This window comes from Hwanghaeella sp. (assembly GCF_965227365.1).
In the GTDB taxonomy this organism is placed as follows: domain Bacteria; phylum Pseudomonadota; class Alphaproteobacteria; order UBA8366; family Aestuariispiraceae; genus Hwanghaeella.
Map to the genome: position 1 here is coordinate 2,162,568 of NZ_OZ245754.1, position 26,760 is coordinate 2,189,327.

At 58.3% G+C, this 26,760-nt stretch carries 27 protein-coding genes and 1 tRNA gene; 15 read left to right on the plus strand and 13 right to left on the minus strand.

The window, feature by feature from the left end:
* Positions 1-58 precede the first annotated feature (58 nt).
* From trkA to ACQK2G_RS09930, 8 genes are all read left to right on the plus strand, one after another.
* Complete coding sequence (gene trkA / locus ACQK2G_RS09895; protein WP_425404862.1) at positions 59-1,435, plus strand: Trk system potassium transporter TrkA; 1,377 nt, start codon at positions 59-61, stop codon at positions 1,433-1,435.
* A gap of 63 nt (positions 1,436-1,498) precedes the next feature.
* On the plus strand, positions 1,499-2,368 hold the full coding sequence (gene dat, locus ACQK2G_RS09900) for a D-amino-acid transaminase (RefSeq protein ID WP_425404863.1): 870 nt from the start codon (positions 1,499-1,501) through the stop codon (positions 2,366-2,368).
* Complete coding sequence (locus ACQK2G_RS09905; protein WP_425404864.1) at positions 2,358-3,065, plus strand: HAD family hydrolase; 708 nt, start codon at positions 2,358-2,360, stop codon at positions 3,063-3,065. Before dat ends, ACQK2G_RS09905 begins: the two co-directional genes overlap by 11 nt.
* A gap of 152 nt (positions 3,066-3,217) precedes the next feature.
* Positions 3,218-3,469 (plus strand): RNA chaperone Hfq, encoded by a 252-nt coding sequence (hfq, locus tag ACQK2G_RS09910; RefSeq protein WP_425404865.1) that lies wholly within the window; start codon positions 3,218-3,220, stop codon positions 3,467-3,469.
* 75 nt (positions 3,470-3,544) lie between these two features.
* The gene (hflX, locus tag ACQK2G_RS09915) at positions 3,545-4,915 is read left to right on the plus strand and encodes a GTPase HflX (protein ID WP_425404866.1); all 1,371 of its coding nucleotides are present in this window, start codon (positions 3,545-3,547) and stop codon (positions 4,913-4,915) included.
* 206 nt (positions 4,916-5,121) lie between these two features.
* Positions 5,122-5,412, plus strand: a complete 291-nt coding sequence (gene groES, locus ACQK2G_RS09920) for a co-chaperone GroES (protein ID WP_425404867.1) — start codon at positions 5,122-5,124, stop codon at positions 5,410-5,412.
* 74 nt (positions 5,413-5,486) lie between these two features.
* Positions 5,487-7,124 carry a chaperonin GroEL gene (gene groL, locus ACQK2G_RS09925; protein WP_425404868.1) on the plus strand — a complete coding sequence of 546 codons (1,638 nt, stop codon included), beginning with the start codon at positions 5,487-5,489 and terminating at the stop codon, positions 7,122-7,124.
* Positions 7,125-7,257: 133 nt separating this feature from the next.
* Complete coding sequence (locus ACQK2G_RS09930; RefSeq protein ID WP_425404869.1) at positions 7,258-8,079, plus strand: inositol monophosphatase family protein; 822 nt, start codon at positions 7,258-7,260, stop codon at positions 8,077-8,079.
* A gap of 8 nt (positions 8,080-8,087) precedes the next feature.
* On the opposite strand, the gene ACQK2G_RS09935 is transcribed toward ACQK2G_RS09930, so the two are convergent.
* Complete coding sequence (locus ACQK2G_RS09935) at positions 8,088-8,609, minus strand: AAA family ATPase (RefSeq protein ID WP_425404870.1); 522 nt, start codon at positions 8,607-8,609, stop codon at positions 8,088-8,090.
* 312 nt (positions 8,610-8,921) lie between these two features.
* Here ACQK2G_RS09935 and ACQK2G_RS09940 point away from each other — a divergent pair, with 312 nt between their 5' ends.
* Together ACQK2G_RS09940 and ACQK2G_RS09945 are read left to right on the plus strand one after the other, a co-directional pair.
* Positions 8,922-9,794 carry an NAD(P)-dependent oxidoreductase gene (locus ACQK2G_RS09940; RefSeq protein ID WP_425404871.1) on the plus strand — a complete coding sequence of 291 codons (873 nt, stop codon included), beginning with the start codon at positions 8,922-8,924 and terminating at the stop codon, positions 9,792-9,794.
* A gap of 27 nt (positions 9,795-9,821) precedes the next feature.
* The gene (locus ACQK2G_RS09945) at positions 9,822-11,033 is read left to right on the plus strand and encodes an adenylate/guanylate cyclase domain-containing protein (protein ID WP_425404872.1); all 1,212 of its coding nucleotides are present in this window, start codon (positions 9,822-9,824) and stop codon (positions 11,031-11,033) included.
* Between the two features lie 29 nt (positions 11,034-11,062).
* Here the strand turns inward: ACQK2G_RS09945 and mazG are convergent, their stop codons facing one another.
* Positions 11,063-11,857, minus strand: coding sequence for a nucleoside triphosphate pyrophosphohydrolase (gene mazG, locus ACQK2G_RS09950; protein ID WP_425404873.1), 795 nt, complete (start codon positions 11,855-11,857; stop codon positions 11,063-11,065).
* Positions 11,858-11,965: 108 nt separating this feature from the next.
* Positions 11,966-12,886, minus strand: coding sequence for a cache domain-containing protein (locus tag ACQK2G_RS09955; protein ID WP_425404874.1), 921 nt, complete (start codon positions 12,884-12,886; stop codon positions 11,966-11,968).
* A gap of 403 nt (positions 12,887-13,289) precedes the next feature.
* Here ACQK2G_RS09955 and ACQK2G_RS09960 point away from each other — a divergent pair, with 403 nt between their 5' ends.
* On the plus strand, positions 13,290-13,754 hold the full coding sequence (locus tag ACQK2G_RS09960; RefSeq protein WP_425404875.1) for a hypothetical protein: 465 nt from the start codon (positions 13,290-13,292) through the stop codon (positions 13,752-13,754).
* A gap of 31 nt (positions 13,755-13,785) precedes the next feature.
* Here the strand turns inward: ACQK2G_RS09960 and ACQK2G_RS09965 are convergent, their stop codons facing one another.
* From ACQK2G_RS09965 to ACQK2G_RS10000, 8 genes are all read right to left on the minus strand, one after another.
* Positions 13,786-14,541, minus strand: coding sequence for an MBL fold metallo-hydrolase (locus ACQK2G_RS09965; protein ID WP_425404876.1), 756 nt, complete (start codon positions 14,539-14,541; stop codon positions 13,786-13,788).
* A 22-nt stretch (positions 14,542-14,563) separates the two neighbouring features.
* Positions 14,564-15,358, minus strand: coding sequence for a TatD family hydrolase (locus tag ACQK2G_RS09970; protein WP_425404877.1), 795 nt, complete (start codon positions 15,356-15,358; stop codon positions 14,564-14,566).
* A 7-nt stretch (positions 15,359-15,365) separates the two neighbouring features.
* Positions 15,366-16,925, minus strand: coding sequence for a methionine--tRNA ligase (gene metG, locus ACQK2G_RS09975; protein ID WP_425404878.1), 1,560 nt, complete (start codon positions 16,923-16,925; stop codon positions 15,366-15,368).
* 96 nt (positions 16,926-17,021) lie between these two features.
* Complete coding sequence (locus tag ACQK2G_RS09980) at positions 17,022-18,122, minus strand: DNA polymerase III subunit delta' (RefSeq protein ID WP_425404879.1); 1,101 nt, start codon at positions 18,120-18,122, stop codon at positions 17,022-17,024.
* The gene (tmk, locus tag ACQK2G_RS09985) at positions 18,112-18,783 is read right to left on the minus strand and encodes a dTMP kinase (RefSeq protein WP_425404880.1); all 672 of its coding nucleotides are present in this window, start codon (positions 18,781-18,783) and stop codon (positions 18,112-18,114) included. Before tmk ends, ACQK2G_RS09980 begins: the two co-directional genes overlap by 11 nt.
* Positions 18,780-19,952, minus strand: a complete 1,173-nt coding sequence (locus tag ACQK2G_RS09990) for a D-alanyl-D-alanine carboxypeptidase family protein (protein ID WP_425404881.1) — start codon at positions 19,950-19,952, stop codon at positions 18,780-18,782. Before ACQK2G_RS09990 ends, tmk begins: the two co-directional genes overlap by 4 nt.
* Positions 19,953-20,085: 133 nt before the next feature.
* A complete protein-coding gene (locus ACQK2G_RS09995) occupies positions 20,086-21,138 on the minus strand; it encodes a septal ring lytic transglycosylase RlpA family protein (protein ID WP_425404882.1) in 1,053 nt (350 codons plus the stop codon).
* A gap of 136 nt (positions 21,139-21,274) precedes the next feature.
* On the minus strand, positions 21,275-22,510 hold the full coding sequence (locus ACQK2G_RS10000) for a lytic murein transglycosylase (RefSeq protein WP_425404883.1): 1,236 nt from the start codon (positions 22,508-22,510) through the stop codon (positions 21,275-21,277).
* Positions 22,511-22,723: 213 nt separating this feature from the next.
* Here ACQK2G_RS10000 and ACQK2G_RS10005 point away from each other — a divergent pair, with 213 nt between their 5' ends.
* The 4 genes from ACQK2G_RS10005 (at position 22,724) to ACQK2G_RS10020 (ending at position 25,477) form a co-directional block, all read left to right on the plus strand.
* Positions 22,724-24,319 carry an EAL domain-containing protein gene (locus tag ACQK2G_RS10005; protein ID WP_425404884.1) on the plus strand — a complete coding sequence of 532 codons (1,596 nt, stop codon included), beginning with the start codon at positions 22,724-22,726 and terminating at the stop codon, positions 24,317-24,319.
* Between the two features lie 47 nt (positions 24,320-24,366).
* Positions 24,367-24,606 (plus strand): hypothetical protein, encoded by a 240-nt coding sequence (locus tag ACQK2G_RS10010; protein ID WP_425404885.1) that lies wholly within the window; start codon positions 24,367-24,369, stop codon positions 24,604-24,606.
* A gap of 91 nt (positions 24,607-24,697) precedes the next feature.
* Positions 24,698-24,787: transfer RNA gene (locus ACQK2G_RS10015), tRNA-Ser, on the plus strand.
* Positions 24,788-24,991: 204 nt separating this feature from the next.
* A complete protein-coding gene (locus ACQK2G_RS10020; protein ID WP_425404886.1) occupies positions 24,992-25,477 on the plus strand; it encodes a DUF1203 domain-containing protein in 486 nt (161 codons plus the stop codon).
* Positions 25,478-25,516: 39 nt separating this feature from the next.
* Here the strand turns inward: ACQK2G_RS10020 and ACQK2G_RS10025 are convergent, their stop codons facing one another.
* Both ACQK2G_RS10025 and ACQK2G_RS10030 read right to left on the minus strand, forming a co-directional pair.
* Positions 25,517-25,942 (minus strand): PaaI family thioesterase, encoded by a 426-nt coding sequence (locus ACQK2G_RS10025; protein WP_425404887.1) that lies wholly within the window; start codon positions 25,940-25,942, stop codon positions 25,517-25,519.
* 10 nt (positions 25,943-25,952) lie between these two features.
* The gene (locus ACQK2G_RS10030; RefSeq protein ID WP_425404888.1) at positions 25,953-26,561 is read right to left on the minus strand and encodes a carboxymuconolactone decarboxylase family protein; all 609 of its coding nucleotides are present in this window, start codon (positions 26,559-26,561) and stop codon (positions 25,953-25,955) included.
* Positions 26,562-26,760 lie beyond the last annotated feature (199 nt).

Sequence of the window (26,760 nt, forward strand, 5' to 3'; positions counted from 1 at the left end):
CTTCGCGCCTTCCCGGCGCTACACAGATCACCTTGGGCGGGTTTCGAGGCTCTACACCATGAAAGTTGTTATCTGCGGGGCCGGTCAGGTCGGGTTTCATATTGCCCGGTACCTTTCCAGCGAACAGAACGACGTCACCGTCGTCGATCAATCCCCGGAATTGATCGGCAAGATCAACGATTCACTGGATGTGCAGGCCTTCGTCGGTCATGCCTCGCATCCCGACGTGCTGGCGCGGGCGGGGGTGGGCGACGCCGATATGCTGATCGCCGTCACCTTCGCCGACGAAGTGAATATGATCGCCTGCCAGGTGGCACATTCGCTATTCAACGTCCCGACTAAGATCGCGCGGATCCGTCAGCAGGATTACCTGCGGGACGAGTGGGCCAATCTGTTCGCCCGCGACCAACTGCCGATTGACGTCATCATATCTCCGGAAATTGAGGTCGCGCGGGCCGTGCGGCGGCGCCTTCACGTTCCGGGCGCGTCGGATATCATCGAATTGGCCGATGATCTCGTTCGAGTGATCGGGGTCCGTTGCCAGGAAAAATGTCCGGTCATTCACACGCCGCTCAGACAGTTGACCTCTCTGTTTCCCGATTTGAACATCACGGTGATGGCGATCATCCGGAACGAGACGCTGATCATACCGAAATCCACGGACCAGATGCTGCCGGGCGATGAGGTCTATTTCTGCACAGAGACCGGGAAGCTTTCCCGTGCCATGGCTGTTTTCGGCCATGAAGAGCGCGAATCGCGGCGTGTGATCATCATTGGCGGTGGCAATATCGGCGTCAATTTGGCGAACGATTTGGAAAACCACGATAACTATACGGTCCGCGTCATCGAATTGGACAAGGCCCGGGCGCGCAAGGTGGCGGAATTGCTGCCGACTACGACGATCATCCAAGGAGACGCCCTGGACAGCGAAATCCTCGAAGAAGCCAATGTCGCTCATGCGGAAGCCATCATCGCCGTCAGCGATCATGACGAGACGAATATTCTGGCGTCGCTGCTGGCCAAACGCTACGGCGTCGACAGAGCAGTCTCTCTGATTAACAAGTCGAGTTACGGGCCGTTGATCACGACGCTCGGGATCGACGTTGTCGTCAGCCCGCGTGAAATCACGGCGTCCACCATATTGCAGCATGTCAGGCGCGGCCGAATCCGATCCGTGCATACCCTTCGTGACGGTTTCGCGGAGGTGATCGAGGCGGAAGCGCTGCAAACCTCGCCTCTGGTGGGCGTGCCGCTGAAGGAGGCGAAGCTGCCCGACGGGGTGATCCTGGGCGCGGTGATCCGGAACGATTCCGATGTCATCATTCCGCGTCCCGATACGGAAATCTTCGAGGGCGACCGTGTCGTCCTGCTGGCAGCGGCGCAGGCGGTCAAAAAAGTCGAAAAGATGTTCGCCGTTCGCCTGGAATATTTCTGAGCCCCAGGGTACGAGGGGTCTATCAGGAAAAGCATTGAACGTATTTTCTCGAAAGGAGTTCCCATGCCTCGCTACTGCTATGTGAATGGTCGTTTCCTGCCGCATCGCGACGGCGCCGTGCATATCGAGGATCGAGGCTATCAGTTCGCCGACGGCGTGTACGAGGTCGTCACCATCTCCAACGGCAAGATGGTCGATGAAGATCCGCATATGGACCGTTTGGAGCGCTCCCTGAAGGAACTTCGCATGCGGATGCCGATGGCCCGCAATGCGATGAAATTGAAAGTGCGTGAATTGGTGCGTCGAAACGGGCTGACCGATGGTTTGGTCTACCTGCAGGTCACCCGCGGTGTTGCGCCGCGCAACCACGCTTTTCCGAGCGACAAGGTTCAACCGGCCATCGTCATGACGACCAAGAAAATGAACTTCGCAAAAATGAAGAAGTTCACCGATGGGGTGACGGTGGTCAGTGCGCCCGATATCCGCTGGGGCCGCTGCGACATCAAAACGGTCAGCCTGCTGCCCAATTGCCTGGCCAAACAGGCGGCGACGGAGGCCGGTGCCTATGAGGCTTGGCTGGTGGACAAGAACGGCATGGTCACGGAGGGATCGTCCTCAAACGCCTGGATCATCACCAAAGACGGCGTTTTGGTGACCAAGAAGGCGACCAATGAAATCCTGAATGGCATTACCCGCCAGACGATCCTTGATCTCGCCAAGCAGGACGGCATTCCGTTCGAAGAGCGTGAATTCACGCTGGAGGAAGCCTATGAGGCCAAGGAAGCCTTCGTTTCGAGTGCTACCTCGTTCGTGACGCCGGTGGTCAAGATCGACGACCACGTGATCGGCAATGGCCGCCCCGGATCCCTCTCGGAAAAGCTGCTGGGAACCTACCAGGATTACGCCGCGGGGCGGAGAAGCCGTGCAGCCTGACGTGACCGGGTCCGTTTCGGATAAACCACTCGTGCCGACCGATATGCCGTCGCCGCGGGCCGTGGTTTTCGACTGGGACAACACCCTGGTCGATACCTGGCCGGTGATCCATGCCTCATTCGAGACCACGTTGAAGGCCATGGGGCATGAACCGTGGACGCTGGAGCAGACGAAGGACAGGGTGTCCAAATCCCTGCGCGACGCCTTTCCCGCGCTTTTCGGCGATCGGTGGGAAGAAGCACGCGACATCTACTACGGGGCATTCGAAGAAACGCATCTCGATGCGTTGAAGCCGCTGGAGAACGCACTGGCAGTCCTGGAGTATTTGCAGGGCATGGACCTGCCCATGGCGTTGGTGAGCAACAAGACCGGCCGTTACCTTCGGCGTGAGGTCGCCCATCTCGAATGGAACGGGTATTTCCGGTCCGTCGTGGGAGCAGGGGACGCTGTGCGCGATAAACCCGACCCCGAGGCACTGTTGATGGCGCTCGCCCCGATGGAACTCGCCCTTGGCCCCGATATCTGGTTCATCGGAGATTCGCGGAGCGATTTGGAACTGGCGCACAATGCCGGCTGCACCGGTATACTGGTGCATCCCGATCCAAAGCGGGCGAAAACCGCTTTTTCCGACTGTCCGCCGAGAAGTCAGGTGGCGAACCTCGATCAATTAACCTATGTATTGAAAACTGTCGGATGACGCGTCGGATGTCGGTTGTTGTATCGCCGTTGTTGCAGTGCAGCGTAAATTCTCTTACAAAGGGGATTGAGGCGTTGGCACCAGCCCTGTCGGTGCATGTCCGGCGCAGAACCAAGATCGATGGCCCAACAAGAACATAAGGGGGCGTTGCAATGTCGTCCGATAAGAATCAGAATTTGCAGGATGTATTCCTGAATAGCGTACGAAAGCAGAAAATGCCGGTCACCGTTTTCCTGGTGAATGGCGTAAAACTTCAAGGCATTATCACTTGGTTCGACAACTTCTGTGTCTTATTGCGCAGGGATGCGCATTCGCAGCTCGTCTACAAGCACGCCATTTCCACGGTGATGCCGTCGCAGCCGCTGCAGCTTTTCGAAGGCGGCGAAACGGGCGCGGACGAGTAATACTCCGCGCACCGGGCCTACGGGCCGGGCTTATCCGGATGACTCAGTCAGAGGCCGCTTACGCGGTGCCCCGTCATGGCTGCACCGCGTAAGGGAAGCGGCAAGAAACGCGCGCCCTGGCGCGGCGAAGGCAGCCGGCGGACGATTGTTCTGCATCCGGATATCCGAATTCATGGCGGGGACGGCTCACCGAAGCGGTCCGCGGCCGCTCGGTTGGAGGAAGCGGTCGGTTTGGCGCATGCAATCGATCTCGACATCGTTCATGCGGAAACCATCAAAGTGGACAAGCCCAAGCCCGGAACACTGTTCGGCATGGGTGTCATTGAACGGTTTCGCGACCTCTCCGAATCCCTCGAGGTCGAACTGATCGTCGTCGACGGCCCACTGTCTCCGGTTCAGCAGCGTAACCTGGAACGGGAATTGGGCAGCAAGGTCATCGACAGAACCGGTCTGATCCTTGAAATCTTCGGTGCGCGCGCAAATACGCGGGAAGGCAGTCTGCAGGTCGAATTGGCGGCGCTCAGCTATCAGCGGTCCCGGTTGGTGCGGAGTTGGACCCACTTGGAAAGGCAGCGCGGCGGTCTTGGTTTTATCGGCGGTCCCGGCGAAAGCCAGATCGAACTGGATCGGCGCTTGATCGACGAACGGATCGCCAAACTGAAGCGGGAATTGGAACAAGTAAAGCGTACCCGCGCGCTGCACCGGGAGTCGCGGCGCAAGGTACCGTATCCGATCGTCGCGCTCGTCGGATATACCAATGCCGGTAAATCGACCTTGTTCAATCGATTGACCAAGGCAGAGGTCCTGGCGCAGGACATGCTGTTCGCGACGCTTGACCCGACAATGCGGTCAATCGCCTTACCGTCCGGTGCGAAAGTGATCCTGTCCGACACGGTCGGCTTTATATCCGATCTGCCCACCGACCTCGTTGCCGCCTTTAGAGCAACGCTTGAGGAGGTCATTTCGGCCGATCTGATCCTGCATGTCCGTGACGCCGCAAACGAGGACACGGAAATCCAGAAAATGGACGTGGAGGCGGTTCTGGAATCCCTCGGCCGCCCCGATGCAGGTGATCGTCTCGAGGTCATGAACAAGATCGACATGCTGGGCGGCAACGAACGTGAATCCGTTCTTTTTCGGGCGGCGCGCAACGACAATGTGATCGCGGTGTCCGCCGTGACCGGCGAGAATTGTGAGACCCTGTGCAAACTTGTCGACGAACGGTTGTCGGCCCAGAACCAGCCCGTGGAAGCACTCATCCCGCATGAAGACGGTGCGCAGTTGGCCTGGCTTTATCGTCACGGTGACGTTCAGGTGCGGGAAGAGCGGGACGATGGTGTCTTCGTTCGGGTCATGATGCCCCCTCAAGAACGGGACCGGTATCTGAAGCTTTATAATGATGGCACTTCCGTTACCGTCGTAACCGAGGCCCCCGGCCAAGGCTGAAGCATTCTTTCCGCCCTGTGGATTTCGCCCGCAAGCCGTTGCCGAACAAACGAATTCGCGCCCACGGGTTGACACCGAAAGCTATCATCCGTATGTCCCTAGCACTCAATTTGCTTGAGTGCTAACAGCGGGGTGTGTTCGTTGTCTGCGCCGCGCCGACACAACGTCACCAGATCAATCATCCGATCCTCTATGGGAGAGCGTAAATGAAATTCCGTCCCTTGCATGACCGTGTTCTGGTCAAGCGCGTCGACGCCGAAGAAAAGACCGCCGGCGGCATCATCCTGCCCGACTCGGCTCAGGAAAAGCCCTCTGAAGGCAAGATCATGGCCGTAGGCGGCGGTTACAAAGCCGATGACGGTACCGTCCGTCCTCTGGACGTCAAGAAGGGCGACCGCGTCCTTTTCGGCAAGTGGTCCGGCACCGAAGTGAAGGTCGACGGCGAAGACCTTCTGATCATGAAAGAGTCCGACATCATGGGCGTTCTGGAAGGCTGATCGGCCGTTCCGAACCACGGATCTCTTTATTCCGAATTCCAGGCACCAAGAGTTAAGGAAGGAAACATTCCGATATGGCAGCCAAAGATGTGAAATTCTCCACCGACGCCCGCACGAAGATGCTGGCCGGTGTCGATATCCTGGCCGATGCGGTCAAGGTTACCCTGGGCCCGAAAGGCCGTAACGTCGTGATCGACAAGTCCTTCGGCGCCCCGCGCATCACGAAGGACGGCGTAACGGTCGCCAAGGAAATCGAACTGAAGGACAAGTTCGAGAATATGGGCGCCCAGATGGTCCGCGAAGTCGCGTCCAAGACCAACGACATCGCCGGTGACGGCACCACGACCGCGACGGTCCTGGCCCAGGCAATCGTTCGCGAAGGCGCCAAGGCGGTTGCGGCCGGCATGAACCCGATGGACCTGAAGCGCGGTATCGACCTGGCGGTCGAAGCCGTCGTCGCTGACATCAGCAAGCGTGCGAAGAAGATCAAGACCTCCGAAGAAGTCGCTCAGGTCGGTACGATTTCCGCCAACGGCGATTCCGAAGTCGGCGGCATGATCGCCGAAGCGATGCAGAAGGTCGGCAACGAAGGCGTCATCACCGTCGAAGAAGCCAAGGGTCTTGAAACCGAACTGGACGTCGTCGAAGGCATGCAGTTCGACCGCGGTTACCTTTCGCCGTATTTCGTCACGAACAGCGAAAAGATGACCTGCGAACTCGAAAACCCGATGATCCTGATCCACGAGAAGAAGCTCAGCAACCTGCAGGCGATGCTTCCGGTCCTGGAACAGGTTGTTCAGTCCAGCAAGCCGCTGCTGATCATCGCGGAAGACATCGAAGGCGAAGCCCTGGCGACCCTGGTTGTCAACAAACTGCGCGGCGGTCTGAAGGTTTCCGCCGTGAAGGCTCCGGGCTTTGGCGATCGCCGCAAGGCCATGCTGGAAGACATCGCGATCCTGACCAACGGTCAGGTCATCAGCGAAGACCTCGGCATCAAGCTGGAAAACGTCACGATGGACATGCTGGGCACCGCCAAGCGCGTCAACATCACGAAGGACGAAACCACCATCGTCGACGGCGCCGGCAAGAAGAAGGACATCGAAGCCCGCTGCGGTCAGATCCGCAGCCAGGTCGAAGCCACGTCCTCAGACTACGACCGTGAAAAGCTGCAGGAACGTCTGGCGAAGCTCGCCGGCGGTGTTGCGGTGATCCGCGTCGGCGGTGCGACCGAGGTTGAAGTGAAGGAACGCAAGGACCGCGTTGACGACGCCATGCACGCCACGCGCGCTGCTGTTGAAGAAGGTATCGTCCCGGGCGGCGGCACCGCGCTACTGTATTCCGAGCGTGCCCTGCGCAAGCTGGAAGGCGGGAACCACGACCAGGATGTCGGCATCGACATCGTCCGCCGTGCGATCCAGGCTCCGGTCCGTCAGATCGCTGAAAACGCGGGCACCGACGGTGCCGTCGTTGCCGGTAAGCTGATGGAAAGCAAGTCCAACACCTATGGCTACGACGCCCAGAACGGCGTCTACACCGATCTGGTCAAGGCCGGTATCATCGACCCCGCTAAGGTCGTTCGTGCCGCGCTGCAGGACGCCGCTTCCGTTGCTGGCCTGCTGATCACGACCGAAGCCATGGTCGCCGAAAAGCCGGATGACAAGCCGGCCGCCCCGGCCATGCCCGACATGGGCGGCATGGGCGGCATGATGTAAGCGATCCGTTTACTGAATGCGTTTCCCGGAAGGGCGGTTGCGGTAACGCAGCCGCCCTTTCGATTCCCGGCAAGCTGTGCTACGTCCCGCCCGTCCATGACACGTCTCCTAGATAACAGTTACCTGGCCCAGCATGCATGACATCGACCCCGATCGCGTCATAGACGCTTTGCGCGAAGCGGCTGCTTTGGACGTGATGCCGCGTTTCAACGCCCTGCAGCATCATGAAGTGATGGAAAAGAAGCCGGGGGACGTGGTCACGGTTGCGGATCTCGACGCCGAACATCGGCTTACCGCGTTGCTGCCCGGCCTGATGCCTGGTTCCGTCGTCGTGGGCGAGGAAGCCTATGCCAAGAATCCCGGCATCCTGGACCTATTGGAGGAAGACCGGCCGGTCTGGCTGATCGATCCGGTCGACGGCACCAAGAACTTCTCCGAAGGCAATCCCATGTTCTGCATGATGGTTGCCTTGGTGGAAAAGGGCGAAACCCTGATGAGTTTCATCCATGACCCGACCCAGAACCGGACCGCGGTCGCGGAACATGGGGCAGGGGCCTTCCTGCTCCGTCCGGGAAAGGATGACATCAGGCTGCGCACACCGGATCGGAAACCGTTTTCGGAGATGATCGGGCAGATCAATTACGGCTGCTTCCCGGAAGCCGATCGACCGAAGAAACGCGATCATTTCATTGAGATGTTCGGCACCGTGAATCGTCTGCGCTGCGCCGGTCACGATTTTCTGGCGCAGAGCCTGGGTGAGCGTGACTTCGCGCTCTATAACCGGCTGTGGAGTTGGGACCATGTCCCCGGTGTGTTGCTGCTCAGAGAGTCGGGCGGTCACGTAGCCCGGATCGATGATATGCCCTATCGCCCCGAAGATCGGGTTCGCTCCTTGTTGTCCGCCGGAAGCGAGGAAACCTGGGAGGATCTGCGCTGCGTTCTCTCCACGGATTGATCGGCGGCCTAAGAAGCGTCGTCTTTCATGGTCGGTGGCGGGGCCTGCTGAATTACTTCGATTTCCATGCCTTCTTCGCGACGCGGTTCCTCAAAGAAGCGGTTCACGTAATGAAAGACCTGTTCGGTATCGAACGCCGCGCGTTCCGGCTGTTCGCGTCGTCTCTGTTCGATTTGACGAAGGCACAACGCGTCATTCGCTTTCACGTAGATCAATCGGTGCGACGCCCCGCTCTGTGACGCCATTTCCAGGTAGAATGCCCGTTGCCGTGCCGTGTTGGCGGGGAAATCCATCACCACAGAAGTCCCGGTTTGCAGGATGTTCTGGACGTGTGTCTTTATGAACGGGCGGATCAATTCCGAAAAGCGAAGGTAGTCGGAGAAATCCGTGATTTGGGAAGGATAATGAGCGGCGAGCCATGTGTCTTCAGACAACAGGATCGCGTTCATTTCCTTCGCCAATACCTTTGCATTGTGGGATTTCCCCGCGCCCATTTTGCCGCAAAGGGAAACCAGCACGCCGGTTTTCATATTCTTGTCCATGTTTCGACCACGTTCACTGTGTTTCTGTCGTTTACCCTGTGGCCGTGCAACTGCGAATTGGATCGTTGGCAGTTCCGGCAGCAGTTCTTGATCACGTCTCAATTCAAAAATCCGGGTAGAGTCTTGATTGGAAAAGGAACATGACTACTTTGTGCAGACTGATCCCGAGACCAGCGGCATCATAGGCGGTAGGGGGACGTGCGGTTCCCGCCGAACCGCTCTAATATATTTGCGGACAGATGAGATCATGAACCGAGCGGCAGCCCATTGGCGGCCGCGCGATAGGGGGAGAGTTACACCATGGCAAAAGTGGCATTTATCGGTTTGGGCGTGATGGGTTACCCGATGGCGGGGCATCTCGCCAAGAAGGGCGGACATGATGTCACCGTCTATAACCGGACGTCCGCCAAAGCCGAGCAATGGGCCAAAGAATTCGGCGGGTCCTTCAAGACCACGCCGCGTGAAGCTGCCGAAGGCGCGGAATTCGTATTCTGCTGCGTCGGCAATGACGACGACCTGCGTTCGGTCATCCTGGGACCGGACGGTGCCTTCGCGGGCATGAGTTCAGGCGCGACCTTGATCGACAATACCACGGCAAGCGCCGAGGTCGCGCGCGAGCTTTACGCGAAGGGCAAGGAACTCGGCGTCGGTTTCATCGATGCACCGGTGTCCGGCGGACAAGCCGGGGCCGAAAACGGCGTTCTTACCGTCATGTGCGGCGGCGATGCCGAAGTATATGAAAAGGCCGAACCGGTGATCATGAGCTTTGCGCGGGCTTGCCGCCTTCTGGGAGCAAGCGGCGCGGGCCAATTGACCAAAATGGTGAACCAGATTTGCATCGCCGGGCTCTTGCAGGGCCTTTCGGAAGGCGTGAATTTCGGCATGAAAGCAGGCTTGGATATGGACGCCGTCGTTGATGTCATCTCGAAGGGCGCGGCCGGGTCGTGGCAGATGGAAAATCGCGCCGGCACGATGACGCAGGGCAAATTCGATTTCGGTTTCGCCGTCGACTGGATGCGCAAAGACCTGTCGATCTGCCTTGGCGAAGCCAAGAACAATGGCGCGCGCCTGCCGGTTACCGCGATGATCGATCAGTATTACGCCCATGTTCAGGCACGGGGCGGAAACCGCTGGGACACTTCCAGCCTGATCCACCTGCTGATGAACGACTAAAGGCGTGCGGCGGGACAGTGGGGGCGCATGGTAGCTGTTATTGAAGATGCTGCGATCACCGCGATCAGCGATTGGGTCATCGATTCCGCCCTCAGCGGGATCGATGCCGATCGCCTTGTGCGTGAGTTCTGTGAAAAGCTGAACCAGGCGGGAGTCCCGATCGCCCGGGCGCATGTCGCCTGCAGCTTCCTGCACCCGATGTTCCGCTCCTTCAGCGTCACGTGGAGCAGGATTCGTGGCGTTGAGCGCAACCGCTTCGCTCATGCCAGCAGTAAGACGGAAGCCTGGCTGCGCAGCCCGTTCAAGGCTCTGCTCGACGGTCACCAGAACGAGATGCGCTTTCGGATCCACAAGAAGGAAGGGCTGAATCGTTTCCCGGTCCTCGGCGAATTCAGGGAAGAGGGCTATACCGATTACCTGACCACGGCGATCGCCTTCACGTCCCCGATCGAGAAATCCTGGTCTCACATGGATGGCGCCCTGACCAGTTGGTTGACGGACGCACCGGGCGGTTTCACCGATTCCCAATTGATGGCGCTTTGCCGGTTGCTGCCGCGCCTGGGGGCCGGCTTGAAGATGTATGTCCGGGAGGTGACCACTCATAATGTGGTCTCCGCCTATCTCGGCACCCATGCGGGCGAACGCGTTCTGAATGGGCAGGTGCAACTCGGCGCGGGCGAAGAGATCAATGCCGCGATCTGGTATAGCGACATGCGCGGGTCGACGGCGCTTGCAGACCAGATGCCCGCCCGTGATTTCCTGGCCAGACTGAACCGGTATTTCGATTGCACCGCCGGGGCGGTGCTTGATCATGGCGGCGAGGTCCTGCGTTTCATCGGCGACGGTGTCCTGGCGATTTTTCCAATCGCGGGGCCGGGCGGTGAGGAGAGGGCGACGCGTATGGCGGTTGCCGCGGCACGGGATTCGCTTGCACGCCTCGCACGCGCCAACGCCGACCCAGCCTATGCCGATGAACCGCCGCTTGCCTTCGGCCTTGGCCTTCATGTCGGGGATGTGCTGTACGGGAATATTGGCGTGCCGGAACGGCTCGAATTCTCGGTCGTCGGCCATACGGCTAACGAAGTGGCGCGTCTGCAGGATCTTTCAAAGACCCTGGACCGTCCCGTCGTGGCATCAGATTCATTTTCGTCATTGGTGCAGACGGAATGGGAGCCAATGGGCAGCCACCGCCTGCGCGGTGTTTCAGAGCCACAACAAGTCTACGCATTGCACGTCTGATGACAGATCGGCAAAGGCGCGGGTAGGGGTTATCCCTTTTTCTCTACCCTTTTCACCTCATTCCAGCGCGCATCCATTTCATCCAGGCTGCAGTCGGTCAGCGCACGGCCTTCCTGCTTGAACGAGGCCTCCACGGCCCGGAAACGGCGGTCGAATTTGTCATTGGTACTACGGAGAGCCTTCTCCGGATCGACACCGACAAAACGGGCGAGATTGGCAACGCAAAACAATAGATCACCGACTTCGTCCTCGAGCCTGTCAGGGCCGCCGCCGACACGGATTTCGTGGAGAATCTCCTCGATCTCCTCCTCAATATCGCGGAAGACCATATCGACGGTCGGCCACTCGAAACCGACACGCGCGGCGCGTTTGGAGAGCTTTTCCGCTCGGATCAAGGCGGGAAGGGCGGTTGCCACCCCGTCCAAAGCGCTCTCGTCCTGTCCTTTCTCAGCCCGTTCCCTGGCCTTCGTCTCCTCCCAGGATATCTTCACATCGTCCGGCGTATCGGCCGACGCATCGCCGAAGACATGGGGATGACGGCGAACCATCTTGTCCGCGATCGCCCCGGCAACGTCATCGAAGGCGAAATCACCTTTCTCTTCAGCCATGCGTGCGTGAAAGACGACTTGCAGCAAGAGATCGCCCAATTCGTCCTTCAAATCCGCCATATCGCCGCGTTGGATTGCATCGGCTACCTCGTAGGCTTCTTCGATCGTGTAGGGGGCAATTGAGGAAAAATCCTGCTGCACGTCCCAAGGGCACCCGGTTTCAGGATCGCGAAGCGCGGCCATGATTTCTAGCAATCGATCGGTGTTGCGGGACATCGGCAGCCTCGGGGAAAATGAAAGGGACGCATCATCACTACCGGGATTCTTGTCTCGTCCGCCACCGCTCCAAAGGCCGGAGCATTTGGTGTGGCTGCCGAACGATCTCTACTTTGCGTCTGCGTGCCGCTTCGCCGTACGCCGTATGGCGAATGCAGCTGATAGTGTGATCAACACGCCGAAAACCAAAATTGCTAATCCAGCGACCGTCCACCGGCTCTGTGAATAATCACTGAACAGACCAGGGGCAGGGAGCCCAATGACAATCCAACGGCTGTTCTTAACGGCACGCCAGCCGAGGATGTTTTCCGTTTCCCATGGTGTCAGGTAGATTTCCCGGTGGGCGCCGAACTTATCACGAGCCCCTTCAGAGGTGATTTCTATCAGGCCCGCTTTTTCCCGGTGGACGACATAAAGGCGATGGTCTTCTGTCTCGTGCGATACAAGGATCTCCTGTATCAAGTCGGGGAAAAAGCTGATGAAGAACACGCCTTTCAATTCCCCGTTGGCGTACCACGGCGCCATCATGTCGAAGTGATAATTGTTGGCCTGCGGATGGATTTCCACTTCGTAGTAGTGGGTTTGGGTCGCATGTACCGATTTTCTTTGTGAGATGAAATCGTAAATCGACGCCAAACAGATCTCACCGACGAAGCCTTCAATATCGGCTATCTGGTCGTTTCCTCGGGTATCCGTCAGGGTGAAGGTGAAATACAGGGGGAATAGTTTCGCGAGTTCTTGTTCTATTTTTTTCCTTAGCTCCTCATTGTCCGGGGCTTGCGACATGGCCGCGATGAGGTCCGACTTTTCCACGGTGAAGGTTTCTACATAACGTAAACGTTCGTCCAGGAACCTTTCTATTGAGACCGAAGCGCTGGAGACTTGGTTGGTCACGGTGTCCTTGTGTGTCGCACGGAACGTCTCGATGTCGTTATATGTGATCCACAAGATGACAATCGCGAAAACGGTGAAGACGATTGCCGATCCTATTGAGATGAGAGCTCGAGCTTTTTGAGTATTCTTTTGCATATAATAATTGTCCGCGTTCTAAAGCAGATCATATTAGGTCTTTCTGCGATGTGAGGGTATACGCAAAACCATCCCAATAACTACGCGATAATATATATTATGGAAAATACTGATTCGTGTAGGACTAGGGGCGCGTGTAATTCTTGCCCTTGGATAATCTAACCGACCCGGGCCGATTAAATGATAACAATCGAAAATCTATTTCACCCCCACCTTAAAACTGATCGCGTACCGCATAGAACGTACGGCATGCCATCCTTTGGAAATCAGGACGGAAGACCGAATCGATCGTAAGAACACGATCAAGGCCTATTCCCTGGTCTTGTCCCTTGGCGGGTTTCTAAAAATCAATGGTGTCGGTTTCATTCCCCTTGATGCAACGGGCCTCTATAGAATTTACCGATTGAACGATGCTGCCTGTGTCGAACGGATTTTCCGCGATGACGATACGATCACCTTCGCCGCGTCAGTCGCCACAATTTTCTATCATCAAGCAAATGAGCCGCCGAACCTGACGTCGAATACCTGGTCCTCCATGCAGAAGATGCACGAGTACTTTCTTTCCAATGCGCCAAATGGAAAGGTCGGCGGCTTCGGGGCAACCGAACGAATACCGATGGTCATGGATTTCGAAGAGGAATTGGTTGATTTGGCCGATGATGTCTATCGGCAGGAAATCATGCGAAGTATCGGTAAATCCTTACTAATCAAAGGCACGCGTTACTATGATGGCACGACGGTCTTCACCCTGCCCGGCCTTCCCGAACGGATAAAGGAGTTTCTCGCATCGGATGCCGCAAACGGGATCTCTGAAAGAGATCGAACCGCCTTTGAATCGGTTCTGCTGTACCCTGTATCAGAATTTTAAGCGAGATACCGTCGCAGATCCCAAGGTAGGATCAGGGCTCGATAACCATGCCGTCGTAACCCGGTTCGACACCGGCAGGCAGCTCCCGGACCAACGTATCGTAATCCATATCCACATGCATGTTGGTAAGGATGCCGCGTTTTGGTTTCAACTCGGCCATCCAGTCGAGGGTTCGTTCGAGATGGGCATGGGACGGGTGCGGGCGACGGCGGAGCGCATCCAGGATAAGGACATCCAATCCGGTGAGCATTTCCTTCGCCGTGTCGGGCAACTCGTTGACATCCGGCACATACCCGACACGTCCGAACCGGTATCCCAGAGCCTCGATCGCTCCATGTTCAACGGTGAACGGTTCCATGGTGATCGAACCCACTGTCACCGGACCGTTCAGGACATGCGGGTCTAGGATCGGCGGATAGCCGGCAACCTGGGTGAAACAATAGTCGAAACGCCGTTTTAGCGTGTAGAGCGTCTCATCATCCCCATAGACCGGCACCAGCCGGCCACGATCGCGAATATAGAAAACGCGGAGGTCGTCGACGCCATGGGCCTGATCCGCATGGGCATGGGTGAAGAAAACGGCGTCCATCCGCTGCACGTTTGCATCCAACAATTGCTCGCGCATGTCCGGTGATGTGTCGACCAGCAGAACGGTTTCTTCCTGCTCGATCAAAATGGAGCATCGGCGGCGCCGGTTCCTGGGGTTTGTCGGATCGCAATCGCCCCAGTCGTTACCGATCCTTGGGACACCGCCGGATGAGCCGCTTCCCAAAATCGTCACACGCATGGCGAAAGCACCTCGAAACCTGTTACGCCGCGATAGCGGACGGATCGACCTTCTTGAAAAGACTCAGGAAATTCTCCGTCGTCTTTTGCTCCAACTCCGACGTCGCCACGCCTTTCAATTCCGCAAGGCGCTCGGCCGTATGGACCACGAAAGCCGGTTCGTTCTGTTTGCCGCGCTTCGGCACCGGCGCCAGATAGGGCGCATCGGTCTCTACCAGCAACTTGTCCATGGCCACCTCTGCGACCGCGTCACGTAGAGCGTCAGCCGTCTTGAACGTCACGATGCCGGAAACGGAAATACCGAATCCCATCGAGACGGCTTCGCGCGCGAGCCAGGCTGAACTGCTGAAACAATGGATCAGCCCGGGATAGGCGCCCTTCCCGTATTCGTCGCGCATGATCGCTATCGTATCCTCATCCGCATCGCGGGTATGAACGATCAACGGCAAGCCTGTTTCCCGCGACGCGGCGATATGGGCACGGAAACTCTTTTGCTGCGCCTCCCGCGGGCTATGCTCGTAGAAATAATCCAGGCCGGTTTCCCCAATCCCGACGACTTTTGGGTGCCTGGCCAACTCGACCAGCCGATCAGCCGTCACCTCCGGTTCGGATTCCGCCTCATGCGGATGGATGCCGACACTGCAATAGACATTCGGGAAACGTTCCGCGATTGCCAGGATCGCCGGGAATTCCGTCACCTTGGTGCAGATTGTGACCATCAACCCGACACCGGCGCGCCCCGCGCGGGCGACGACCTCGTCCAGGTCGACACCGTCACGGTCCAGATAATCCAGATGGCAGTGACTGTCGATCAGCATGGGTCCCCTACTCTTCCGCCTCTTGATAACGCGGGAAAACCGGTGACGGTTTCGGCAGTTCCGTTCCCGGTGTCAGGGACTTGGACAGCGCCGAGAAGTCGCGGGCGTCTTCAGGGACGACCAATTGATCTAGCATCCGGGACGCCGAAGCGGGCACGACCGGTTGGGCATAGATCGCCAACATGCGAATAACGTCGGCAAGCACATAGAGTACCGTCGCCATCCGATCCGGATCGGTCTTGCGCAAGGCCCACGGCGCTTGCTGATCGACATAGCGGTTGGCTTCGCCGACCACCTTCCACGCCGCTTCCAGGGCTTTGTGGATGGCCTGTTCCTGCATTGCGGCGCGCATCGCGTCGGCGACATCCAGCCCCGCCTGCGTCAATGCCTTGTCCTCGTCCGTGAAGGGGCCCGGCGTCGGGACCGCACCGCCGCAGTTCTTCGCGATCATGCTCAGAACACGTTGCGACAGGTTGCCGAAATCATTCGCCAAATCGCTGTTGATCCGGTGGATCATGCTGTCCTTGGAGAACGAGCCGTCATTACCGTAGGGCACTTCTCGCATCAGGAAATAGCGAACCTGGTCCAGCCCGAAGGCCTCCACCATCGACTGGGGCGTGATGACGTTGCCCAGCGATTTCGACATCTTCTCGCCTTCGATGTTCAGGAAACCATGCCCGAAAACACGCTTCGGCAACGGCAGTCCCGCCGCCATCAGGAAAGCCGGCCAGTAAATGGTATGGAACCGCATGATATCCTTGCCGACGATGTGCAGATCGGCCGGCCAGAAAGTCTTGTAGGCCTCGCTTTCGGTATCCGGGTAACCGACACCGGTGATGTAGTTGGTCAAAGCATCCAGCCAGACATACATGATGTGCTCGGGATCGTCCGGCACGGGGATGCCCCAATTAAAGCTCGTGCGGGAAATCGACAAATCGGTCAGGCCCTGCTTCACGAAATTGACGATTTCGTTGCGGCGGTAATCCGGCTGAATGAAACCCGGATTGTCCGTATAATATTGCAGCAGCTTGTCGCCATAAGCCGACAGCTTGAAGAAGTAACTGGGTTCCTCGACCCATTCGACTTCGGCGCCTGAAGGCGCAAAGAACTTGCCCCCCTCGCCCTTCGTCAACTCGTCCTCGCCAAAGAAGGCTTCGTCGCGAACCGAATACCAGCCGGCATACTTGCCGAGATAGATATCCCCGTTCGCGTCGATTTTCCGCCACAAGTCCTGCACGCTCTCGAAGTGTCGCGGTTCCGTCGTACGAATGAAGTCGTCGTTGGAAATGTTCAGATCCCGGGCCATTTCCTGGAAGGATGCCGCGATGTCGTCGCAGAATTCCCTCGGCTCCTTGCCTGCATTCCGGGCCGTCTTCTCAACCTTCTGGCCGTGCTCGTCCGTCCCGGTCAGGAAGAATACCTGATGGCCGTCCAGGCGCATGAACCGCGCGATCACATCCGCCGAAATGACTTCATAGGCATGGCCTAGATGGGGTCTTCCATTCACATAGGAAATCGCCGTCGAAAGATAGTATCGCTTCATGGTCCGGTCCGTTTTCGCCGGCATGGGAAGCAGGTTCCCGAAGCCGGCCATGGGTCAATGCCCTCCATATCGATGGATACGGAAGGCATCCTGTATCACAAGGGCAACTGATGCGTTGGTTTAGCGAGCCTGCGCGGCCTGCTCAAGTCGGATGAAAGCATTAACCAGTACATGCTTTCGACCAAGATGGGCGGGCGGCCCCGCTTTGTCGAGAAAACCCATGATTTCTGTTCTAGCGTCCGCCCAGCGCGGAATTTGATCCGGCATGACAAGCCGGGCCCATATGGCGCCGTCTCCCGGCAATATATCCTCCACCGGCCGACGAACGGCCGCTGCCTTGATCGCCCGCTGAAGTGCCTGGTCGATCATCTGCGACATGATGCCGAAGGCGTCCTCCGCGCCTTTTTTCGCCAGTTGATCCCCCATCTTCATAACCAGGGACATATCCAGCCGATGTGCATTCGACGCCAGTTCGACAAGGGCGCGGTATAGGTCGACAGCGCCCTGATCGGCATAATGGATTGCCCGTCCCGGACTGCCGTCGCCAAGCGCCGCCAGAACGGACCGTTCCTGTTCGGAGAGATCCGGCCGGAGTTCCCCCAGCAAAGCCGCGATTCCCGGCTTGGGAACGCCGGAGAGTTTCAGGGACCGGCACCGGGAACGTATCGTCGGCAGCAATCCGCCGGGGGCATGGGAAACAAGCAAAAACAGCGCCTTCGACGGCGGTTCTTCAAGTGCCTTCAGAAGGGCATTGGCGCTGTTGTGGTTCATGTCGTCGACACTGTCGATAAGGATGACCTTCCAGCCACCTTCCGCAGGCGTCATATAGGAGAAATCAACGATCTCCCGCGTCTGCTCGATCTGGATGACGGTCTTGTCCTCACGCTTGGTCAGGAGACGGAAATCCGAATGCCCGCCGGCCGCGATCCGTCGGGCGACACTGGACTCAGGATCCGTATCCAGGCTGTCCGGGGGAAGCGGCGCATCACCGAACAACCCACCGGCTTGGCTGCCACCATCGGATGATTGGGACAGCACGAAACGCGCCGCCTTGCGGGCAAGGGTCGCCTTCCCCACGCCACGAGGGCCGGAAATCAGCCAGGCATGCGGAAAACGGCCGGACCTCCAGGCACGCAGCAGAGTCGCCTCGGCGGCTTCATGTCCAATTAGCGGGTGGGAATTGGCGGCCTGCGGGGAAGCCGTGCCTTCATCAACTGGCAAGGTCCATTTCCAAACGGCTTGTCACGGCGCCCTGCACCATTTCGGCAACGAAGTCCTCGGAATAGGTCGCGTCCACCACGACGCAACGTGCCGGATCGCTGCGCACGATCATCAGGAATGCTTCGCGGAGTCGGCGATGGAAAGCGATATCCATCAGATCATAGCGTGTCGGTGCGTTTCCCCGCTCGGCGATCCGCTTCAACCCGATTTCGGGATCAAGATCGAGAACGATGGTCAAATCGGGCTTGCGGCCTTTCAGGGTCAAGGCAGAGAGTTGTTCTATGACCGATGATCCCAATCCCTGCGCCACCCCCTGATAGGCCATGGTCGAGTCGGTAAACCGGTCGCAAAGCACCCATTTACCCGATGCCAGAGCCGGTTCGACCACGCGTGTCATGTGATCGCAGCGCGCCGCGAAATGCAGCAGCGCCTCCGTCATTGGCGGCCACCCCTTATTATCGGGGTCCAAGAGCAGCTCGCGTATGGCTTCCGCCCCGGGCGAACCGCCGGGCTCGCGTGTCTCGACAACGTCTATGCTGCGGTCACGCAGGCTTTTCGCAAGAAGCTTGAGCTGTGTCGACTTGCCGGCGCCCTCTCCGCCTTCGAAGGTGATCAGGCGCCCACGCGGTCCGCGGGATGCAGTGCCGCTCCCGTCCCTCATTCAGATTCCCCCCAGACGAGGAAATTGAAGGCTGCCGTCAGCCGGCCGACGGGGCCAAGCTGTTCGATATCTGCGCCTGCCTTGAGCGGAATCTCCAACGTGTCGACGCCGGGCGCGGTCACCACCAGCGAGGCGACCTGGTCACCGGCCGCGATCGGAGCCGCGATCGGCTCATCGTATTTCACACTGACCTTCAGGTCATTGCGGGCACGGCGGCGCATCGTGAGCGATACATCCTGCTCGACGACGAGCGGAACCGTACCCTCGCTGCCGAGCCATACCTTGGCATCCATCACCGTCTCGCCGGCCTTGAACAGGGCATAGCTGTTCCACTCCCGGAACCCCCAGTTCAGCAGTTTTTCCGATTCCTGGGACCGTTCGGATGTCGACGACATACCGTTCAAGACGACGACCAAACGGCGATCGTCCCGTACCGCGGACCCCACAAGCCCGTAACCAGAATCCTCTGTATGCCCGGTTTTCAACCCGTCAGCTCCTATATCCTTGTAGAGCAATGGGTTCCGATTTTGCTGTTTAATGCCGTTGTAGGCGAACTCTGTTTCCGCGAAATAGTGATACATTTCGGGGAAATCGCGCACGATTGCTATTGCCAATACCGCCAAATCACGGGCGGTCGTATAATGTTCGGGATCGGGCCACCCGCTGGCGTTCCGGAATTGTGTCCCCGTCATGCCGAGATTCCGCGCGGTGTTGGTCATTTCGCGGGCGAAGGCTTCCTCCGTTCCCGCCAGGCCTTCCGCAACGACAATCGTGGCGTCATTACCGCTCTGAACCACGATCCCGCGGATCAAATCCTCGACACGGACCTGTTTTCCGACTTCGACCCACATCTTGGAGCCGCCCTTGCGCCACGCCTTCTCGCTGACCGACAAGGTGTCGTCCAGCGAAAGCCGACCGTCCTTTAGACGCTGCATCAACAAATAAACAGTCATCATCTTGGTCATCGATGCGGGATACATCCGCTCGTCCGACGCCTTATCCAGAAGGACGGCGCCGGTCTCGAAATCGACCAGATAAGCGTGCTTGGCGGTTGTCTCGATTGCTTGCGCGTTGGCCTGCCCCACGGCACTGCCAACAAACAATGCAAATGCAAGAATGGCCGCAACGAAGGTGCGGGATCCAAAACAACGAGTATCAATATAAGCCATGGCCTGCCTTTCCATGGACATGAACGAACAGTTCAGCCCCCCTGCTTTCACCATTCGATCATTAAATTGCAATTACGGCGTAAATTGGGCAAGGGCCGCTCCTAGAACGGCCAGTAACATCCGTCGCCCGATTTCATTTCGCCGAGACGATCTTCGCATCCGGATAACCGGCGGCGATCACCCGTTTCAATAGGGAATCCGCCGCTTCCACGGATTTTGCCGGGCCAACGCGAATACGAAAAAGTGGGACTGTAGAGGTTAACACCTGTTCAACATGCACATCTCCGACATCGGAAAGAAGTAACTGCGCGCGCTGCGCATTGATAAATTGGCTGAATGCCCCGGCTTGAACGAAAACGGTCGGGCTGACCATCGGAACCTGTCGCGTGATGCCCGTATCAGAATCCGGCAACACATTTGGCCGTGTTGCGGCGACTGATTCCGCGGAGACAGGCGTGACCTTGAACGAGTCACTTGGAGGTGGCGCAACGGCAGAGCCCGGAGGCGGCGGCAATTCGCTGCCACTGACGGAAACAGTCGGAGCGGCAGCGGGCGGCGAAGGCGCCGGCCCGGCATTGTCGCCGGCATCGGCCACTTCCTGACCGCCCTGCATGTAAGCCGCCAGTTGCCGGCTTTCTTCTTCCACGATTTCGACCCGAACCAGGGCAGTTCCCTTGGTTTCGAATCCGAGCAATTGGGCCGTGCGACGGGAAACGTCGATGATGCGATCCTTTGCGTAGGGGCCGCGATCATTGACCTTCACCTTCAGGGAACGGCCGTTTTCCAGATTGGTGACGCGCACGATACTGGGAAGCGGCAGCGTACGATGTGCCGCGGAAACCTTGTTCATATCGAAAATAGCGCCATTGGCGGTTGTCTTGCCATGGAAATTCGGCCCGTACCAGGAGGCAATCCCCTCCTCCACATATTTATAGTCGACATGCGGATAGTACCAATTGCCATTGATTCGATAGGGCTTGCCGACCTTGTAGTGGTCCCCGTTTTCAGCGGTGGCGCCAGACCGAACCGGCGCGTTGGCGGGTTCGTTCGCGACCTCTTTCGCGGCGTGCGACAAGAACTGCACCTCCGCGCAAGCCGAGGTCAGGGCGCATAGCGCCAATACCCCGGAAATCCGGGTCAGGCGGCCAGGCCGCAGGCCTATCCGCATGGCTGATTCTTTCGTCACGGCTGTTCCGGCCCTTTCCCGCATGCCCAGTTCAACGGTACCCAGTCTCATGAGACGCGACACGAAAGCGTAAAACTTCCCGATTCCGGCTTCACTGCCAAGCGGCGGTGATGAACCTTGCCCTTGAATAACCGGTCTAGCCCGGATCTGCAGCGAGAATTTCGACCATCTCGGACGAAGGGTGGCCGTCCGGCGGCAAACCCCGGGCGCGCTGATAGTCGCGCAGGCCCTTGCGGGTCATCGATCCGGCGACTCCGTCCGGCTCCCCGACATCGAAACCCAGCCGGTTCAAATTCGTTTGCAACGAAATGACATCCGACCGGGACAGCGGTTTGTCTCCGGGCGGTTGCGTCGCCACTAGCCTGCCGCGGTCAACAAATCTGTCGGCGAGATAACCGACCGCCGCGGCATAGAGGATGGAACGGTTCCACACCAATGTGCTGCGGAAGTTCTGATAGACCAGGAAGGCCGGTCCCTTCGCGCCGGCGGGCAGGATGACCGATCCCTCGATATCGGCTGCCGGCAGGTCCGCGCCGTTGGCTCTGCGGACGCCGAGCGCCTGCCACTCTGAGATATGCTTCTTGATCGCCAGTTGTGTCAGATCGAGATCGAAACCGGGTGGCAGCTTGACCTCTCGTCCCCAGGTTTCGTCGCCTTTCCAGCCAACGGAAGCCAGGTAGTGACCGGCGGAATGAAAAACGTCGGGCAGGCTGCCCCAGATGTCGATCTTGCCGTCTCCATCCCCATCCGTCGCGTAACCAGCAAAGGTCGACGGCATGAACTGGGTCTGTCCCATCGCACCCGCCCAGGAACCGCTCATCTCGGCAGGCGCTATATGACCTTCGTCCAATATCCGCAAGGCATGGAAAAGTTCCGCCCGGAAAAACTCGGCGCGTCTTTCGTCATGCGCCAATGTCGCCAGGGCGGCGATCACCGGGAAGCCGCCGGTATAATCGCCGTAATTCGTCTCAAGCCCCCAAAAGGCGACCAGAAAACGGGGTTGCACACCGTACTTGTCCTCAACCTCGGCCAAAAGCGCTGCGTGCTTGCGCAGTAAGGCCTTACCCCGGGAGATCCTCTCTTCCGATACGGCCCTGTTCAGATAGGTCCAGAATGTCTGGGAGAATTCCGGCTGTTTCCGGTCGTATTCCAGAACCTTTCCGATCGGGGCAACATCCCGAAAGGCCGTATCCAGCGTTGCGGCGGAGATACCCTTCGCGAGGGCCTCCGCTTTCAGGCCTTGCAGCCAAACATCAAACGGCTCGGCCCCCTGCGCTGCTTGGCTGAACGCCAAGGCGGGCAGGAAGGCGGAGAGGAATGCGATAGATCTGCGCGATCTTTTCGAGAGGACTAATGGGGAAAATTGTTTCATTCCGGGCACCGGCGGATCTGTTTGGTCACAAGGGAGAATGGCAGCATCTTTTTACCCTCACGGCGATAGGCTAGATTCGGGGACAACACCATAAAATCCGCCGTGTGTCGTCGACATTTCAGGGGAACTCCATTAGGTTTGCCTGCCCCGCAGGGAGCATGCCCTGCCGAACCATTTTTCGGACCATTTCACGACCGTAAGAACCGGAACTCGATGGCCCAGATACTGACCAGCACCGGCGAGATCGTTGATACGGATGATGCCGCGAACGATCCGTCACTTCAGTTTCTCATCGATATAGGGGGCCGTATCGTTTCTTCCCAGGGGAATGTTGAACGCTGGTTCGGTATGCCGCCGGACCTGCTCCACGGTCGGTTCTTGTCTGAAGTATCTCACACCGACTCGCAGATCCTTGTTTCCGAGGTTCTGTACAAGGCGGCAATGCAGGAGGAAATGGACGAGATCGTTCTCTTCATGCTTGAGCTTGAAGGGGATGTCGTGGGATGCCGGGTCATCGGTAATCCGTTTCCGCGCGACCCTCGATACTACCATCTGGACGTGACGGTAGATCCCGGCTTGGAGCGAACCGGAAACGCCCAGGATACGAAAACAGGTCTGGTCGACAACGTCATCCGCGCGATGAAAGGAAGCGACGATCTGGGCATGACCTTTGTCAGCGTCGGCGATGTTCACGGGCTGACGGACGAACTCGGTATTTCCCAGACCGAGTTGGATACGTTCAAACAGCAGGTCGGCAGCCGCTTACTGCAGGCCAGCATCACGGATGAAGTCAGCGAGGTCGATCCGGGAAAATACGGTCTGGTGCACGAAGCGTCGGAGGATATGGACAGTCTGGCCTCGGATCTGCGCCACTATATCGGCGACGTGGATCCATTGGAGCGAGTCCTCTCGGTCGGCACGGCCACTGTTCCCCTCGCTTCGGGGGCTTTGGACGAAGCGGAAATCCGTTCGGCCATCAGCCACGCGGTGGACGAGTTCATCGTGGCGGGATTGGAAGCCGTCATCTTCGACACGCTTGATGACAGTCACGCGGCCTGGATCGACAAACAAGCAAACCGCAAGGAATTGCTCGCCGACGCTTTGGACAAAAGAGCGCTGTCGGTCGTCTATCAGCTTGTCGTCGACCCCAGGGCGGGAAAAGCCGACCACCTTCTCGCGGAGTTCCGGGCAGATCTTGAGGATGACGGGCTCGGCGCCGCGGAGATCATCGCCCTGACCAAAGGTGACCCGCGGCTGCGCAAACGCGTCGACCTGGAGCAATGCAGAAACATCTCCGAGCGGAAGGATCTCGGCGCGGTCTCCGTCGCGCTGCAGATTGGGATACGATCACTGCTCGATCCAAAGCTTTTACGCTCGCTATTGAATATCGCCCAAAGCGGTATCAATCAGACCGTCATTCTTCGCATTGAGGGGCTGACACCCGAACTCATCCCACGGATCCCTGCCCTGCAAACGCTCAGGCGGTCGGGGTTCAAACTAGCGCTTTTCAGTTCTGAAATTGGCGCGATCACCGCCGAGAGCCTGGCGAATCTACCGGCCGACTATCTGCTTCTTGATCCGTCTTTGGTCCGTGACAGCCAAATGCTGCGGCAAAGCCTGCCTTCCCTGAAAAGCTTGGCGACCCGCTGTGCCAGGGCCGGAATCAGGGTCATATTCAGTGGCGTAACCGATGGCGAAGCAGTAAAACTGCTGACGGCCATTCCCGGTGCCTTGGCGGAGGGAACGTATTTCGGCGAGCCGGTTACCGGGCCGAATTCCGCCCCGATGCCGGTGTGCGGGTTTGCCTGATCCCGATTTGCCGCGATGGAGCGAGAAGCCCCTCTGGGAGCGATAGAATGAGTAAATGGATATTGGTTGCCGCCGTTCTGCAGGGGGGCGTTTGGGTCCCTGGCGCGGAGGAAGGCTTCGTAAACCGCCATTTTGAAACCATTACCGCATGCACGGTCATGCGCGACCAGCAGAACCGATTGGGACGGAATCTGTATCGCCGGTTCGAATGCGTCGCACCCGGCGGCCGACACAGCCTGCTCCCCTCCTCCGATCCTGTCGAGGCGCTGGAAAACCCGCAAGGCTGAACGCCTAGTTTTATCTAAACCACTTACCGTGCTGGACGCGCCCCCTTCCGTTTGCTAGACGGGCGCCTTCCGGGGATATCATCCCCTTCGTGGAGCGGTGGCCGAGTGGTTGAAGGCACTGGTCTTGAAAACCAGCAGGCGGGAGACCGTCTCGTGGGTTCGAATCCCACCCGCTCCGCCACACCATTTCGGTCCGTTCCGCGCTTCGACCCATAGCATCTTGATCGGCATCTCATTGGGAATGAGCAGCGCGGCGATCACTATTCATGCGTCTGCGACGATCCATGCCGTCGGGAAGACCGCCAAGCAAGAACCGGGTGTCGGGAGAATTAGGCTGCCGGTATAGCGAGCCGTGTCAACAACTCCATCCTGAGAGGATTTCCCGATGACCGGATTTCGCGTTTCCCCAATGCCGACCGAAACAGCCGCGGCCGTTTGGAATGGCGGCCACGACATCCATGGCATGCCCCCGGAAATCGCCGTTTCCGACGGCATTGGCGTGCCGTGCCGACACTGCCTTCAAGATGTCTCCGCAGGAGATCGTTACCTGATCCTTGCCTACAGACCGTTCCCGAAAGCGCAGCCCTATGCGGAAACCGGCCCCATATTCCTGCATGCCGACCCCTGCCCGGCCTATGCCGGCGGCGGTGCCGTGCCGCCGCGATACAAGGCCGGAGAGGCCAGGATCCTTCGCGGTTACGATCACAATCATCGCATCGTCTATGGCACAGGAAAGGTCGTCGATCCGGATGAGATTTCAGGTTATGCGACCGAACTGCTCAAGCGAGAGGACGTCGCCTATGTGCATGTCCGATCCTCGACGAACAATTGCTTCGCGTTTCGTATCGATCGCGGCAGTGTCGAAACTTAGGCCTGGGTAACGGGAAGGCAGAGCCGTCGGTCAATCGGATCAGCCATCCAGTCCTTTCGAACGCCGGATCCGGAAAGTACCGACTGCTGTCGCTATCACTTCGCCGGTTTCATCGACGATGCGGCCCTCGCAGAAGAAGGTGTTCCGGCCGCCACCGGTAACGGTTGCTTCCGTCATCAACACCGTGCCTTTGGGCCTGGACAGGAAATTCGTCGTCAGACTGAGCGTCAACGCGAAGCGTTTTTCTTGCCCGGGCGGAGAATAGCTGCCGGCAAAACCCATCGCCGTATCGAGCAGGGAGGCATACACGCCGCCATGCGGCAGCCCATGGCGGTTCGTGTGCCGATCACCGATCGGCATGGAAACGAGGCAACGTCCCTCTTCCCATTCTCTGATCTCATAACCGAGCAGTTCCTGATAGGGATAGGGAGGGCCGTCCAGCCCTTCTTTGACGTCACTTGGCATTCGGGATCCCCTAACGGTGTGACCAATCATCGGGATTTTCGGAATTGTTCGGGGAGAGCCCTAGAATATCTCCGTCCGTTGAGCAACCAAGGCCGAGGACCGTGCGATTGGCATAGGCGAAATACGCTGAGACCTGGTTGATTTCCAGGATCTCGCCATCGGAGTAGCCGGCATCCCGCAAGCGGGTGATATCTTCTTCCACCAGGCTTGCCGGCGCTTCTGTCAGTTTCTTCGCATAACGAACCGCTTCCTTTTGTTTCGGTTCCAGCGGGAGGGATTCTATGTCTCCGGCCATCACGGCGCGCCAGATCCCGTCGGCCTTCTCATCATCCTGCAGCAACCGTTTCAGCCCGGCGAAATGGTGTTGAACGCAATAATCGCACTTGTTCTGATGGCTGACCCAGACCCCAAGCGTTTCCAGGAACCATTTCGGCACCTGGTTCGCCGTGTGGTGAAGCACATATTTGTACAGCGCCATGTGCCCCTCCATGCTGTGGGGCCGAAGGCTGTGGGACATCATGATGTTGTCCACATTGTCATCCGGTCCTTTGACGCGGTCATAGAGCTGTTTCAGGCGGCCTGTCGCCTCTTCATAGGGAACTGTTGCGATCCATGCCATGACATTGCCTCCTTCGTCATTATCGGGAGGTTGCGCCCCCACCCGGGGATTGGATTGCCTCGTTATTTAGGCAAAGGCAAGAAGCGGGTATTTCAAGCCGCCGTGAGGAACCGCCGCGCCTGCGCAACCATTTCTGGCCTAGAAATTCTCTCGCCAGTCAGACGTCCCGGAATGCTTGGACACATAAATGAATAGCCCC

What these genes read in the sequence shown, in the direction of transcription:
- trkA (WP_425404862.1), top strand. Translation starts at nt 59, where the DNA reads ATGAAAGTTGTTATCTGCGGGGCCGGTCAGGTCGGGTTTCATATTGCC.
- dat (WP_425404863.1), top strand. Translation starts at nt 1,499, where the DNA reads ATGCCTCGCTACTGCTATGTGAATGGTCGTTTCCTGCCGCATCGCGAC.
- hfq (WP_425404865.1), top strand. Translation starts at nt 3,218, where the DNA reads ATGTCGTCCGATAAGAATCAGAATTTGCAGGATGTATTCCTGAATAGC.
- hflX (WP_425404866.1), top strand. Translation starts at nt 3,545, where the DNA reads ATGGCTGCACCGCGTAAGGGAAGCGGCAAGAAACGCGCGCCCTGGCGC.
- groES (WP_425404867.1), top strand. Translation starts at nt 5,122, where the DNA reads ATGAAATTCCGTCCCTTGCATGACCGTGTTCTGGTCAAGCGCGTCGAC.
- groL (WP_425404868.1), top strand. Translation starts at nt 5,487, where the DNA reads ATGGCAGCCAAAGATGTGAAATTCTCCACCGACGCCCGCACGAAGATG.
- ACQK2G_RS09930 (WP_425404869.1), top strand. Translation starts at nt 7,258, where the DNA reads ATGCATGACATCGACCCCGATCGCGTCATAGACGCTTTGCGCGAAGCG.
- ACQK2G_RS09935 (WP_425404870.1), bottom strand. Translation starts at nt 8,609, where the DNA reads ATGAAAACCGGCGTGCTGGTTTCCCTTTGCGGCAAAATGGGCGCGGGG.
- ACQK2G_RS09940 (WP_425404871.1), top strand. Translation starts at nt 8,922, where the DNA reads ATGGCAAAAGTGGCATTTATCGGTTTGGGCGTGATGGGTTACCCGATG.
- ACQK2G_RS09945 (WP_425404872.1), top strand. Translation starts at nt 9,822, where the DNA reads ATGGTAGCTGTTATTGAAGATGCTGCGATCACCGCGATCAGCGATTGG.
- mazG (WP_425404873.1), bottom strand. Translation starts at nt 11,857, where the DNA reads ATGTCCCGCAACACCGATCGATTGCTAGAAATCATGGCCGCGCTTCGC.
- ACQK2G_RS09955 (WP_425404874.1), bottom strand. Translation starts at nt 12,886, where the DNA reads ATGCAAAAGAATACTCAAAAAGCTCGAGCTCTCATCTCAATAGGATCG.
- ACQK2G_RS09965 (WP_425404876.1), bottom strand. Translation starts at nt 14,541, where the DNA reads ATGCGTGTGACGATTTTGGGAAGCGGCTCATCCGGCGGTGTCCCAAGG.
- ACQK2G_RS09970 (WP_425404877.1), bottom strand. Translation starts at nt 15,358, where the DNA reads ATGCTGATCGACAGTCACTGCCATCTGGATTATCTGGACCGTGACGGT.
- metG (WP_425404878.1), bottom strand. Translation starts at nt 16,925, where the DNA reads ATGCCGGCGAAAACGGACCGGACCATGAAGCGATACTATCTTTCGACG.
- tmk (WP_425404880.1), bottom strand. Translation starts at nt 18,783, where the DNA reads ATGAGGGACGGGAGCGGCACTGCATCCCGCGGACCGCGTGGGCGCCTG.
- ACQK2G_RS09990 (WP_425404881.1), bottom strand. Translation starts at nt 19,952, where the DNA reads ATGGCTTATATTGATACTCGTTGTTTTGGATCCCGCACCTTCGTTGCG.
- ACQK2G_RS10000 (WP_425404883.1), bottom strand. Translation starts at nt 22,510, where the DNA reads ATGAAACAATTTTCCCCATTAGTCCTCTCGAAAAGATCGCGCAGATCT.
- ACQK2G_RS10005 (WP_425404884.1), top strand. Translation starts at nt 22,724, where the DNA reads ATGGCCCAGATACTGACCAGCACCGGCGAGATCGTTGATACGGATGAT.
- ACQK2G_RS10010 (WP_425404885.1), top strand. Translation starts at nt 24,367, where the DNA reads ATGAGTAAATGGATATTGGTTGCCGCCGTTCTGCAGGGGGGCGTTTGG.
- ACQK2G_RS10020 (WP_425404886.1), top strand. Translation starts at nt 24,992, where the DNA reads ATGACCGGATTTCGCGTTTCCCCAATGCCGACCGAAACAGCCGCGGCC.
- ACQK2G_RS10025 (WP_425404887.1), bottom strand. Translation starts at nt 25,942, where the DNA reads ATGCCAAGTGACGTCAAAGAAGGGCTGGACGGCCCTCCCTATCCCTAT.
- ACQK2G_RS10030 (WP_425404888.1), bottom strand. Translation starts at nt 26,561, where the DNA reads ATGGCATGGATCGCAACAGTTCCCTATGAAGAGGCGACAGGCCGCCTG.